Origin of the sequence: Marinococcus luteus, assembly GCF_034497705.1 — a bacterium.
In the GTDB taxonomy this organism is placed as follows: domain Bacteria; phylum Bacillota; class Bacilli; order Bacillales; family Marinococcaceae; genus Marinococcus; species Marinococcus luteus_A.
This window is the reverse complement of sequence record NZ_JAXRUV010000004.1, coordinates 142,530-156,316: the sequence shown is the minus strand read 5'-3', so window position 1 is coordinate 156,316 and position 13,787 is coordinate 142,530. Positions and strand designations below refer to the sequence as shown.

At 49.3% G+C, this 13,787-nt stretch carries 10 protein-coding genes; all 10 read left to right on the top strand.

Translation table 11 applies throughout. The features are described 5' to 3' along the window. Nucleotides 1–91 precede the first annotated feature (91 nt). The 10 genes from purD to gatB all read left to right on the top strand — a co-directional run bounded on the left by purD (nt 92) and on the right by gatB (nt 13,776). Nucleotides 92–1,339, top strand: coding sequence for a phosphoribosylamine--glycine ligase (gene purD, locus Q9M42_RS08660; protein ID WP_322526087.1), 1,248 nt, complete (start codon nt 92–94; stop codon nt 1,337–1,339). Nucleotides 1,340–1,706: 367 nt separating this feature from the next. Next, nucleotides 1,707–3,449, top strand: coding sequence for an adenine deaminase C-terminal domain-containing protein (locus Q9M42_RS08655; RefSeq protein WP_322526086.1), 1,743 nt, complete (start codon nt 1,707–1,709; stop codon nt 3,447–3,449). Nucleotides 3,450–3,564: 115 nt separating this feature from the next. Beyond that, a complete protein-coding gene (locus Q9M42_RS08650) occupies nt 3,565–3,879 on the top strand; it encodes a YerC/YecD family TrpR-related protein (RefSeq protein WP_091615863.1) in 315 nt (104 codons plus the stop codon). A gap of 226 nt (nt 3,880–4,105) precedes the next feature. Next, on the top strand, nt 4,106–4,792 hold the full coding sequence (locus Q9M42_RS08645) for a heptaprenylglyceryl phosphate synthase (protein WP_322526085.1): 687 nt from the start codon (nt 4,106–4,108) through the stop codon (nt 4,790–4,792). 73 nt (nt 4,793–4,865) lie between these two features. Further along, entirely contained in the window at nt 4,866–7,088 is a 2,223-nt protein-coding gene (pcrA, locus tag Q9M42_RS08640; protein WP_322526084.1) for a DNA helicase PcrA, read from the top strand. Between the two features lie 14 nt (nt 7,089–7,102). Further along, nucleotides 7,103–9,106 (top strand): NAD-dependent DNA ligase LigA, encoded by a 2,004-nt coding sequence (gene ligA / locus Q9M42_RS08635; protein ID WP_322526083.1) that lies wholly within the window; start codon nt 7,103–7,105, stop codon nt 9,104–9,106. A 138-nt stretch (nt 9,107–9,244) separates the two neighbouring features. Continuing rightward, nucleotides 9,245–10,447, top strand: coding sequence for a CamS family sex pheromone protein (locus tag Q9M42_RS08630; RefSeq protein WP_322526082.1), 1,203 nt, complete (start codon nt 9,245–9,247; stop codon nt 10,445–10,447). A 110-nt stretch (nt 10,448–10,557) separates the two neighbouring features. Beyond that, nucleotides 10,558–10,848 (top strand): Asp-tRNA(Asn)/Glu-tRNA(Gln) amidotransferase subunit GatC, encoded by a 291-nt coding sequence (gatC, locus tag Q9M42_RS08625; protein WP_322526081.1) that lies wholly within the window; start codon nt 10,558–10,560, stop codon nt 10,846–10,848. A gap of 17 nt (nt 10,849–10,865) precedes the next feature. Continuing rightward, nucleotides 10,866–12,323, top strand: a complete 1,458-nt coding sequence (gene gatA, locus Q9M42_RS08620) for an Asp-tRNA(Asn)/Glu-tRNA(Gln) amidotransferase subunit GatA (RefSeq protein ID WP_322526080.1) — start codon at nt 10,866–10,868, stop codon at nt 12,321–12,323. 16 nt (nt 12,324–12,339) lie between these two features. Continuing rightward, nucleotides 12,340–13,776 (top strand): Asp-tRNA(Asn)/Glu-tRNA(Gln) amidotransferase subunit GatB, encoded by a 1,437-nt coding sequence (gatB, locus tag Q9M42_RS08615; RefSeq protein ID WP_322526079.1) that lies wholly within the window; start codon nt 12,340–12,342, stop codon nt 13,774–13,776. Nucleotides 13,777–13,787 lie beyond the last annotated feature (11 nt).

The following is a 13,787-nucleotide window of genomic DNA, read 5'->3' as shown; positions in this document are numbered from 1 at the left end:
CGGCAGAAAAGTCCGGGAAATGGATTCCCGGGCTTTTATTTGAAGCCAGTGAAGCATGAATATAACGGTTTTTTTGAACAGGAGGATGGCGATGAATGTCTTAGTAGTAGGAGCAGGCGGCCGGGAGCATGCCCTAGCTTACGCCTTTGCAAAAAGTGCGAGTGTGGCCCGCGTGTATGCAGCACCGGGTAATGACGGTATGGAGAATTACGCAGAATGCGTGAACATAGCGGAAAGCGATCAGGAAAGCCTTGTGGCCTTCGCAAAGGAAAAGAAGGTGGAGCTGACCGTGATCGGGCCGGAAGCCCCGCTTTTGGCCGGGCTTGCCGACCGTTTTGAACAGGAAGGGCTGCGTGTGTTTGGTCCGGGTGAGAAAGCAGCTATGATTGAAGGAAGCAAATCCTACGCGAAAGAAGTCATGGAGCGCTATCATATTCCGACCGGCACCTATGCTTCATTTTCAAAATACGAAGAAGCAGAGGTTTATATACGCAGCCAGGGAGCGCCGATTGTCATTAAGGCAGACGGTTTGGCTGCCGGTAAAGGGGTCACCGTGGCGATGACCGAAGCCGAAGCGCTACAGGCGCTTGAAGAAGTACTGAAAGACCACAAGTTCGGCGAAGCGGGAGCCGAAGTAGTCATTGAAGAGTTTTTAGAGGGCGAAGAGCTATCTTTAATGGCTTTTGTCCACGGCGAAACGGTTGTGCCAATGGTAGCTGCGCAGGACCATAAACGTGCATATGATAACGACGAAGGCCCCAATACCGGAGGAATGGGTGCTTACAGTCCCGTTCCTCAGTTTACTCAAAAAGACATCGATGAAGCGGTGGAAAAAGTGCTTCAGCCGGCAGCCTCCGGGCTGGTGGAGGAAGGCACACCGTTCACCGGTGTTCTGTATGCCGGATTAATGATGACGTCTGCGGGACCGAAAGTGATTGAGTTTAATGCGAGGTTCGGTGATCCGGAAGCGCAGGTCGTGCTTCCGCGACTCGAATCGGATCTGGCGGAGCTTTTGGGAACCCTCCTCGACGGAGGCAGGCCGGAGCCAGTCTGGTCGGAAGAAGCGGTACTCGGGGTAGTGGCTGCCTCTAAAGGCTATCCGGGCAGCTATGAAAAGAACCGTCCCATCCACCATGTACCGGAAAGCCCTCTTCTTTTTTTCGCTGGAGTGGAAAAAAAGAATGGTGTATATGTGAACAGCGGCGGCCGGGTGCTGCTGCTGTCAGAAAAGGCTGCGACTCTCGGGGAAGCAAAGGCACAGGTGTATGAAAAAATGAAGGAACTCGATACGAATAATTTGTTTTATCGCACCGACATTGGTTTTCGGGCGCTGCAATAATGAAAAGCAAAACTGTTTCTGCTGATGGCAGAAGCAGTTTTTTTGAACTTTGCAAAGAGAATATGAATTTTATGTTATATTTCCTTTCATTTTCTTTCTCCCAGGTAAAGGATTCTGTTACAATGAGCAGGATAAAAATATTAGTACAGTTTTATCGATTTTTTATAAAATTGCTTAATATTTTAAGTGAATTCTGATAATTGACTGAAACTGTTTCACTATTTTTGTGAAAATATGAAAACAGTTGTAAAAAAGGAAAACGTTTCAAAATTGTCACCTGAAAATATAAAAAAAGCGTTTACATTTGTGATATGATAGGGAAAATGAAATCGAGCAACGAACTGTGTGCAGGAGGAGAGATGTTTGGATGGCAAATAAGCTGTATCATTGGAGCAAATCAACATTAAGAGACCATCTTTCCGTGATGAGGGGCGAAACAGCTCCCTCTATTATTTTAAAAGATGCAACATACTTAAATAGTGCCCGTAAAAGCTGGAGTCGCGGCCACATATGGATATATGACGACCGTATTATGTACGCCGGGCCTGAATGGCCGGAAAAAACACACGGATCAGAAATCGTCGACTGCAGCGGAAAATGGGTGGTGCCGGGTTATATTGAACCACACGCCCACCCTTTCCAGCTGTACAGCCCGCAGACACTGGCGGAGTATGCGTCCGTGCGTGGAACGACTACACTTGTGAATGATAATTTGTTTTTGTTTTTAAATATGGAGAAATACCAGGCGCTTTCTGCTATTGAAGACCTTGGGGAGCTTCCTACGTCCATGTTCTGGTGGGCCCGGTACGACTCGCAGACAGAGCTTGAGGAAGAAGATCGGTGGTTTTCGCCGTCGAACATGAAGGACTGGCTGGAGCATCCGCTCGTCGTCCAGGGGGGAGAACTGACTTCGTGGCCTAAAGTAATGACCGGCAACGATACGATTCTGCACTGGATGCAATACACGAAGGAACTGAATAAGCCAATTGAAGGACACCTTCCAGGCTCCTCGGTATCGACGATTACGCAGATGGCGCTTCTTGGCGTGGACGGCGAACATGAAGCGATGACCGCTGAAGAAGCGCTGCGCCGACTGGACGCAGGTCTTGTCACATCACTCCGCTACTCTTCGATCCGGCCGGATCTTCCGGATATGATCGAAGGACTGCTTGAGGCCGGAATCACGGACTTTCGCCGTTTTACACTGAACACTGACGGCTCCACGCCGGCCTTTTATAAAAAAGGGGTTATTGACCAGACCATTCAAATCTGCCTGGACAAGGGCGTGCCCGAAATCGATGCGTATGAAATGGGCTCGTATAATGCGGCGGTTCACCTTGGTCTCGACAATTTGATCGGCATGATTGCCCCGGGGCGGCTTGCCCATTTGAATATTTTATCGGATAAGCGCGAACCCAAACCTGAAGCCGTTCTTGCTAAAGGACAGTGGGTATACAGGGATGAAACGAACCTGTATCCGAAAAAGCCCTTCGAATGGGAAAAGTACGGGGTGACACCGCTTGAAATTGACTGGGAATTAAAGGACAGTGACTTTCACTTTTCGATGCCGATGGGAATTGAGCTGATGAATTCCGTTATTTTAAAGCCTTACCATATCGGCATTGAAGCAAACAATGATGAACTGTGGAAAACCCACGACGAGTCCTTTTTCATGGTCATTGACCGGTACGGAAAATGGCGCGTTAATACGATCTTAAAAGGATTCGCAACCAAGGTGGACGGATTCGCATCTTCCTTTAATAACAACGGCGATATTATTATGATCGGCAAGCACAAGGAAGATATGCAAAAAGCAGCCGAAGAACTGATTAAAAATAAAGGCGGGATTTTTCTCGTCGAGGACGGGGAAGTGGTGGAGCATATTTCCCTGGGTATTTTCGGTCTGATGTCCTCGAAGCCGATGGAAGAGGTCATTGTTGAGCATGAAAAAATGGTAGCCGCGCTGAAAACCCGGGGCTATCCGCATGAGGATCCGGTTTATTCTCTCTTATTTTTTGCAGCGACTCATCTCCCGTATATCAGGGTTACGCAAAAAGGTATATATGACGTTCATAAAAAAATGGTACTCTTTCCTGCCATTATGCGTTAAACTGTAAAAGTAGGTACTGATATCAGCTAGTTTCAGCTTAAATGAAACTGTTTTGCGCGTCGCTTTATGAATAAATACCTTCGTCTGTCACGTAGCCAAAAAGGAGTGTAGTGTGTTGCAGATTGACAAATTAAGGGGGAAAGAGCTCGATCAGCTCTTTCAGGCGATCCTTTCGTTAAAAAATATCGATGAGTGCTATGAATTTTTTGACGATCTATGCACAATTAATGAAATTCAATCACTTGCCCAGCGGCTTGAAGTAGCAAGAATGCTTCAGCACGGATATACGTATCACAAAATTGAACTGGAAACCGGTGCAAGCACCGCAACCATATCAAGGGTGAAACGTTGCCTGAATTATGGAAACGACAGTTACCAAATGACTCTCGACCGTGTGCATAATGAAAAACAGGAACAGGACTCACAATAGAGCGTAACAGACAGACGCGTATAAAACTCCCGCCGGACTGCCGGATGGGAGTTTTTTTGCGGGGGAAACGATATAAGTTCATTTAGTAACGGCGGTGGATTTGGTATAATGAAAGACTGAGGAATGAAAAGCAAAAAGGCCCGGAATGTTTGGCCGCTTCAGGTATCAGAAGCTTCAAAGAGAGCGTTTCTGAGCTTATCTATTTGCATAAAGGGAGTACGTCTAGATGCTATCATATTCAGAATGGAAACATGCCTTTAAGCTGGATCCGGCGAAAGCGATCAGCGACGAGGATTTAGAACAAATATGTGAGTCGGGAACAGATGCGGTCATTGTGGGAGGAAGCGACGGGGTTACCCTTGATAATACATTGAATCTTCTGGCCCGGGTGCGTCGGTTTCCAGTGGCATGCGCGCTTGAAATCTCAAATATAGAAGCGGTGACCCCCGGCTTTGACTGCTATCTCGTGCCGACGGTATTAAACGCAGGAGAGGCCCGGTGGATTACCGGGCTGCATCAGCAGGCACTGAAGGAAATGGGCCCTGCCCTTGAGCAGGAGGAAGTACTCGCGGAAGGGTACTGCATTTTAAATCCGGATGCCAAGGCAGCAGCATTAACAGAGGCCAGGACGGAACAGACGGATGAAGATATTGAAGCATATGCTGCGATGGCAGACCGGCTGTTTCATCTTCCAATTTTTTATATAGAATACAGCGGCACATACGGCGACGTGCGCATGGTTCAGGAAGCGCGGAAAGCATTACACGAAGCAAGGCTCTTTTACGGCGGCGGTATCCGTTCGAAAGAGCAGGCAGCGGAAATGGCTGCTTACGCAGATACCATCGTAGTCGGAGACATTGTATATGAAAATGTAAAGAGAGCAGTGCAGACCGTCAGAGCGGTCAGACCTTAGCGTAAATCACAAATATTCGGTATACTAAAGCAGGAACGTATGTTCCTGAATACTTACGAAAGGCGGTGGCATCATGCAGCGACAAATCATTGAGCGCATGTTATCCGGAATGAACGAGCCGCAGAAGCAAGCGGTGCAGCACACGGAAGGCCCGCTTCTGGTTATGGCCGGGGCAGGAAGCGGAAAAACCCGGGTATTAACCCACCGGATTGCTTACTTAATTAGAGAAAAAATGATTCCACCCTACGCGATTCTTGCGATTACTTTTACAAATAAAGCTGCCAAAGAAATGAAGGAGCGTGTCGGCAAACTCGTCGGACCGGTTGCCGAGGACATTTGGATGTCGACCTTTCACTCGATGTGCGTCCGCATTCTCCGCCGGGATATCGACCGGATCGGCTATAACCGGAACTTTTCGATACTGGATTCAAGCGACCAGCTTTCTGTTATCAAGCAGATCTTAAAGGATCAGAATATCGATTCGAAAAAATTTGAACCACGGGCGATCCTTGGCATGATTTCGTCCAATAAAAATGTGCTTGAAACACCGAATCAGTTTGCAGAAAGAGCAGAAGGGCCGTTCGAAGAAATTGCAGCGGATGTGTATAAAGAGTACCAGCGCCGGCTCCGGAACAACCACGCCCTTGACTTTGACGATCTGATCATGAAAACGATCCAGCTGTTTGAAGACGTGCCGGAGGTGCTGCAGTTTTACCAGCGGAAATTCCAGTACATTCATGTGGATGAATACCAGGATACTAACCGGGCGCAGTACATGCTTGTTAATATGCTCGCAGCAAAGCGTCACAACCTCTGTGTTGTAGGGGATTCAGACCAGTCCATCTACAAATGGCGTGGGGCGGATATACAAAATATCCTTTCCTTTGAGCGGGACTATTCGGAAGCAGTCACTATTTTCCTCGAACAGAACTATCGGTCGACGAAAACGATTCTGCGCGCGGCAAATGAAGTGATTAAAAACAATGCCGGGCGTAAAGAAAAAACGCTTTGGACGTCGAATCCGGACGGGGAAAATATCTACTATTTTCAGGCCTCCAACGAACGCGACGAAGCGTATTACGTAGTGGATAAAATCAAAGAAATTACGAGAAAGAAGGATATACGCCACGGTGATATTGCCGTTTTATACCGGACAAACGCTCAGTCCCGTGTGATTGAGGAAATGTTTGTAAAATCAGGCGTCGAGTACAATATGATCGGCGGCACTAAGTTCTATGATCGAAAAGAAATCAAAGACCTGCTCGGCTATTTGCGGACGGTGGCAAACCCGGATGACGACATCAGCCTCGGACGGATTGTAAATGTGCCTAAGCGGGGCATCGGAGCCTCCACGATGGAAAAGGTGACCAAGTATGCTGCGAGTCAGGATATTTCCCTCATCCATGCGCTGCAGGAGGCCGATCAAATTGGTCTTGGCGCCGGGCCGGTCAAGAAGCTGCAGTCCTTTGCCGAGCAGATGAAGCACTGGATGCAGATGCAGGACTACCTTTCGGTGACCGAACTGGTTGAAGAACTGCTGGAGAAGACCGGCTACCGGGAAGCGCTGAAAAATGAACGCTCGCTGGAGTCACAGAGCCGTCTTGAAAACCTCGAAGAATTTATGACGGTAGCCCAGGAGTTTGAAAGACGGAGCGAGGATAAATCATTAATTTCCTTTTTAACGGATCTGGCGCTTGTGGCTGATTTGAACGAAAATGATGACACAGACGTGCGGGACAAGGTAGCGATGATGACCCTGCACTCCGCCAAGGGACTGGAATTTCCGACCGTGTTTCTTATTGGGATGGAGGAAGGAATCTTCCCGCACAACCGTTCACTGTTTGAGCCCGAAGAGATGGAAGAAGAGCGCAGGCTCGCCTACGTTGGAATGACCCGGGCCGAGCAGGAGCTTCACCTGACCCACGCTTCCATGCGGATGCAGTACGGACGAACGCAGGCAAACCCAATGTCGCGGTTCATTCAGGAGCTCCCACAGGAGCTGATTTCCGGGCGTGAAGAAAAGCAGCAGGCGCCTGCCGGCGGAAAAACGGGTTCCCCGTTTGAACGGAAACGCCAGGCCGCGACGGCTGCACCCCGGGAAAGCAAAGCACCGACACCAAGCGGAGGCAGTGACCTTGCCTGGAATATTGGCGACAAGGCCAAACACAAAAAATGGGGCACCGGTACTGTTGTCAGCGTACGAGGTGAAGGCAATGACATGGAACTCGATATTGCCTTTCCGAGCGAAGGCGTCAAGCGGCTGATGGCAACATTTGCCCCGATTGAAAAAGCGTAGAAAGGACGAAGCCGATGGAGAGAAAACAAGCAGAAGAACGTGTGCAACAACTCCGTGAGCTGTTGGATAAATACGGCTATTATTATTATGTCAAAGACAATCCAATCGTGCCGGATGCTGAATACGATGAACGGCTGCAGGAGCTGATCCAGCTTGAAAATGATTTTCCGGATCTGCAGGCTCCCGATTCTCCGACGGTCCGGGTTGGAGGAGCGCCTCTGGAAGGCTTTCGCAAGGTGCAGCACCGGATTCCGATGCTGAGTCTCGGAAATGTGTTCAACGAACAGGATGTGCGGGACTTTGACCGGCGGGTGCGCCAGGTGACCGGTGACAATGTGGAATACGTGTGCGAGCTGAAAATAGATGGTCTGGCCGTATCGCTTTCCTATGAGGACGGACGCTTTGTACTCGGGGCGACCCGGGGCGACGGCACGACTGGAGAGGATATTACCCATAACCTGAAAACGGTCCGGGCGATTCCTCTGCGTCTTGAAGAAGCGGTGGATATTGAAGTGCGCGGAGAAGTGTTTATGCCGGAGCGTTCATTTCTCAGCCTGAATGAAGACAAGGAGAAAAATGGAGAAGAGCCATTTGCCAATCCGCGTAACGCAGCTGCGGGTTCTCTCAGGCAGCTTGACCCGAAAATTGCGGCCAAGCGGAACCTGGATATTTTCCTTTACGGGGCCGGCAATGATGATGAGCTGGAAGTAAATACGCACGCCGAATCGCTTGATTTTATGGATCAGCTCGGATTCAAAGTGAACCCGGAAACGAAAAAATGCCGAACCATTGAGGAAGTGCTGGAATTTGTAGACTACTGGACGGAAAACCGCAATGGGCTCTCCTATGAAATCGATGGCATCGTCATCAAGGTGGACGATTTAGGCCAGCGGGAGGACCTTGGATTTACAGCAAAAAGTCCACGCTGGGCCACGGCCTATAAATTTCCGGCAGAAGAAAAGGTGACAACACTCGAGGATATTATTTTAAGTGTTGGACGTACCGGCGTAGTGACCCCGACGGCGAAGCTGACACCGGTTCAGGTGGCGGGAACAACAGTGCAGCGGGCTTCGCTTCATAATGAAGACTTGATCCGGGAAAAGGGAATCAAACTCGGAGACCAGATTGTCATCAAAAAAGCCGGGGATATTATTCCGGAGGTCGTACGGGTGCTCACAGAGCTCCGCGAAGGAAATGAACGGGAATTTGAAATGCCGACCGAATGCCCGTCCTGCGGGACAGAGCTTGTACGTCTCGAGGAGGAAGTGGCTCTTCGCTGCATGAATCCGAACTGCCCGGCCCAGCTGCAGGAAGCGTTGATTCATTTTGTCTCCCGGGGGGCGATGAATATCGACGGCCTCGGGGAAAAGGTGATTCAGCAGCTGTTTTCGCATCAATTAGTCTCAGGCATTGAAGACATTTATAAGCTCGACCGGAATGAACTGCTTGAGCTTGAGCGTATGGGAGAAAAATCCGTTGATAATCTTTTGAGAGCGATTGAAGTTTCCAAAGAAAATTCACTGGAACGCTTACTGTTCGGCCTTGGCATCCGGTTTGTCGGCTCCAAAGCGGCCCGGACGCTGGCGGAAGAATTCGGTACGATGGAGGCGCTTGAACAGGCAGATAAAGACCAGCTTCTTGCCATTTATGACATTGGCGAGAAAGTGGCAGATTCCATTGTTAGTTATTTTGAACAGGAAAACGTTTCGGTGTTGCTCGGCGAGCTGCGCCGGCTCGGGCTGAATATGGAATATAAAGGCCCGCGAAAATCTGAACAGGCAACAGATACAGCGTTCAGCGGAAAAACGGTTGTGCTTACCGGCAAACTGCAGGAATTAACCCGTAAGGACGCTAAGGAGCGTATTGAGGCGCTGGGCGGAAAGGTTACCGGCAGCGTCAGCAGCAACACGGATATTGTGGTGGCAGGGGAAGAAGCCGGCTCTAAATTGGAAAAAGCGAGAGAGCTAAACGTGGCTGTCTGGGACGAACAGCAGTTAATTGAGCAGACAAGTGAATAAAAAGAAGATAAAAGTAGCTTGTTTCACTCGGGCATACCTTCTAAGATAGAGATGGGAAAGAAAAAAATGTAAACGTCTGGACGTACAAAAGAGAAAAAATATCTGGAAGGAAACGCCGGGAATGGAGGAAATGATATCATGCGGAAAAGAGCCGGCCTTGTTATAGCTGCTTCCGTGTTTGCATTATCAGGATGCGGGTTGTTTGGCGGGGATGAATCAGAATCAGAGGACTCTCAGCCGGAATCAGAAGAAGAGTTGTCGCTGAGTGCTGGCATTCCAAGCCTGGATGAGTACTACCGGGCGGTACTCACTGACGATGGCCAGTACGTCACGGGTGAATCCCGGGGACTCAGTAATTCCGTTGTTTATAATCGCTTTGACCTTGAGCGGATGGAAATAGGCATGCAGGAGCTTGCTTCGGAAGAGTTCAGTCAGGATGATTATTATTTCCGGGAAGGCCAGGTTATTGAACGCAGTGAGTTAAATAACTGGCTGCTCCGGGAAGGCGAAGAAGGCGACGGGGAACCAACGACGAGGCCGAAAGGGCTGAACCCACCGCTTGCCGGCAGTGAAGGAGACGGGTTTGAGGAGCGTGAACGCGGTGCACCGAGAACAATGTCCAACCTGCTTGAACATAACTATATGGAAGAGGGAAGCGGCGGTCTTGAACTGGGCGGCATTGTCATCGGGCTTTCGATGAATGAAACATATTACTTCCGCGAAGAAAATGAGGACGGTACCTACGGCCCGTGGCTCGAGGAGTCCATTAGTGAAGAGAATGCTCTTGAGGACGCCCAGCGTATTGCAGGGAAAATCACGGAGCGTCTGCGGGACGATGAACGTGAGAATTCAGACCGCATTGAAGAAGTGCCGATTATGTTTACCGTCTTCCAGGAGGCTCCAAGAGATTCGAGCGTGCCGGGAACGTTTATTGCAACTGGTATGGCTGAGCCGGGGCAGGAGCCTGGAAGCTGGAACGAGTTAAATGAATCGAACTATCTGTTCCCGTCTTCGGAAGCAGAAGAAAATAACCGTTCGGATTCTGAAATGTTCGATGAGTTTAGTAATGAAGTGAACAGCTTTTTTGACAATACAGTCGGTGTAGTTGGAGAAGGTCATTACGTCAACGGTGAACTTGACAGCCTGACGATTGATATTCCTATTCAATTCTATAGTAAAACAGAAATCGTCGCCTTCACCCAGCACGTGGCGGATAATGTGGAAGACATTTTTCCGAACGGCCTTGAAGTTGAAGTGAATATTAATTCCTCTGCTGGCCAGGAAGCGTTAATTACGAAAGAGCCGGGAGAGGATATGTACGTTCACGTATACAATGAGTAATTTGTGAGCGCGGGAAGTGGGCACAGTTGCCCGCTTTCCTTTTTCTTTGATATGATCAGAGTATTGTCACGATAGAAGAAAGATGGAAGCACTTAAAGGAGGAAAAACTGATGGCACATATTTCGAAAGAAGACGTGGAGCACGTAGCCCATTTGGCTCGCCTCTCCGTGTCCGATGAAGATTTAGAGAAGCTGACCGCAGAGCTTGATGCGATCATTGGATTTGCTGAACAGCTCGATGAACTTGATACGACTGAAGTGGAGCCGACATCCCACGTACTCGATATTCACAACGTACTGCGTGAAGATACCATTCAACCATCGCTTGACCGGGAGGAAGCATTAAAAAATGCTCCGGACCAAAAAGACGGCCAGGTGAAAGTACCATCCGTGCTGGAGTAAAAGAAGGGAGATAACGTATGTCCATTTTGGAAGAAAGTGTAGCGTCGTTACATACGAAAATAAAAAACCAGGAAGTAACTGTCGCCGAGCTGGTGGAAGCTTCATTTGCCCGTATTCGCGAAGTAGATACAGATGTAAAAGCGTTTTTAACGTTGAACGAAGACCGGGCCCTCGAGCAGGCTGCAAAGCTTGATAAGCAGATTCAAAACGGCGGCGAGGTGCCGTTTTTGTTCGGCATGCCGGCAGGTATTAAAGATAATATTATCACCCAGGATCTGCGGACCACCTGCGCGAGCCAGCTGCTTGCAAATTTCGATCCGGTCCATAACGCGACTGTGATGGATAAACTGGACGAGGCAGAAACGGTAACCGTCGGGAAGCTGAACATGGACGAATTCGCCATGGGTTCCTCAACGGAAAACTCCGGCGTGCAGGAAACGAGAAACCCGTGGAACACCGAGTATGTTCCAGGGGGTTCAAGCGGCGGTTCGGCAGCCTCAGTGGCAGCCGGCGAAGTGCTGTTTTCGTTAGGTTCTGATACAGGAGGCTCCATTCGCCAGCCTGCCTCCTACTGTGGAGTTGTTGGCTTAAAGCCTACCTACGGACGCGTATCACGGTACGGTCTTGTGGCTTTTGCTTCTTCCCTGGATCAGATCGGACCGCTTACCCGTTCGGTTGAAGATAATGCTTACGTCCTGCAGCAGATTGCCGGTCATTCGGAAAACGATTCGACCTCCGCAGATGTACAGGTACCAAATTATCTGGAAGCACTCGGCAAAGATGTTAAAGGCCTGAAAATTGGTGTGCCGGCCGAATACATCGGGGAAGGCGTGGATGAAGGCGTTAAACAGCGGGTGCTTGAAGCACTGAAGGTACTGGAGGGCCAGGGGGCAGTGTGGGAAGAAGTTTCCCTTCCTCATTCAAAATACGCAGTCGCTGCATATTATTTAATTGCTTCTTCAGAGGCTTCAGCCAACCTGGCCCGCTTTGACGGTGTCCGCTACGGTGTTCGCGATGAAAACGCGAAGGATCTGGTGGAAATGTACAAAGAAACCCGCAGCAAAGGATTCGGCGAAGAAGTGAAGCGTCGGATTATGCTTGGAACCTTTGCTTTGAGCGCCGGATATTACGATGCTTATTACAAGAAGGCCCAGCAGGTGCGGACGCTGATCCGCCGGGACTTCGAAAAGGTGTTTGCCGACTATGACGTCATCGTCGGACCGACAGCACCGACCACTGCGTTTAAGCTCGGGGAGCAGCTTGATGACCCGCTCACGATGTACGCCAACGACATTCTAACCATTCCGGTAAACCTGGCTGGTATTCCGGCGATTTCCGTGCCGTGCGGCTTCTCGGACAATATGCCGGTCGGTCTGCAGATTATAGCCAAGCCATTTGCTGAAGAAACGATCTATACAGTTGCCCACGCCTTTGAACAGGCAACTGAACACCATAAAGCCAGACCGGAATTATAGGGGAGGAACCAGGACCATGAACTTTGAAACAATCATTGGACTCGAAGTCCATGCAGAGTTAAAAACAAATACAAAGATTTTCTGCAACTGCTCAACCGAATTTGGTGCTCCTCCGAATACGCATACGTGCCCGGTCTGCCTGGGCCATCCGGGAGTGCTTCCGGTTTTGAATGAGCAGGCGGTCAACTATGCCATGAAAGCAGCGCTTGCAATGAACTGCGAGATTGCCCCAGAAACGAAATTCGACCGGAAAAACTACTTTTATCCCGACAATCCAAAGGCTTATCAAATTTCCCAGTTTGACCAGCCAATTGGAGAAAACGGGTGGATTGACATTGAAACAGAAGAAAACGGACCGAAGCGTATAGGTATTACCCGCATTCATATGGAAGAAGATGCCGGAAAACTCACGCACGACGAAGACGGAGGCCACTCTCTGGTTGACTTTAACCGTGTTGGCACACCGCTGATTGAAATTGTGTCAGAGCCGGATATTACGACTCCCGAGGAAGGCTACGCTTATTTGGAAAAACTAAAAGCGATTCTGCAGTATACTGACGTTTCCGACTGCAAAATGGAAGAAGGGTCGCTCCGTTGTGATGCGAACATTTCCATCCGTCCGGCAGGCCAGGAGGAATTTGGCACGAAAACTGAGCTGAAAAACTTGAACTCATTTACGAATGTGCAAAAAGGACTGGCATTTGAAGAAGAACGTCAGGAAAAAGAACTGCTTTCGGGCGGGGAAGTACTGCAGGAAACGCGCCGGTGGGATGACGCGAAAAAAGAAACAATTCTGATGCGTATCAAAGAAGGCTCGGACGATTACCGCTACTTCCCGGAACCGGACCTGGTCACGTACTATATCGACGAAGACTGGAAATCACGGATCATGTCTTCCATTCCGGAACTTCCGGATGCACGGAAGAAGCGTTATATCGAGGACTTCGAACTTTCCGAATACGACGCCTCGGTATTGGTGCAGTCCAAGGCAATCGCAGACTTTTTCCAGGAAACTGTTGATGCCGGAGCGGACAGCAAGCTTACAGCCAACTGGCTGATGGGCGAGGTAAGCGGCTATTTAAACAACAACGATATGGATATCGACGAGACGGCTCTCACGCCGGAGTCGCTTGCCAAGCTGATTGAACTCATTGAAAAAGGCACTATTTCAAGCAAAATTGCGAAGCAGGTTTTTGCAGATGTAATGGAGCAGGGCGGCGATCCGGAGCAGATCGTAAAAGATAAAGGACTTATGCAGATCTCTGATGAAGGAGAGCTTAAGCAGGTAGTTGACGGCATATTGGACAATAACCCGCAATCGATCGAAGACTACAAAAATGGAAAAGACAAAGCGCTCGGCTTCCTAGTCGGCCAGGTGATGAAGGAAACGAAAGGGAAAGCCAACCCTCAGATGGTAAACTCTTTAATTCTTAAAGGCATGGAACAGCGCTAATACGAAAAACC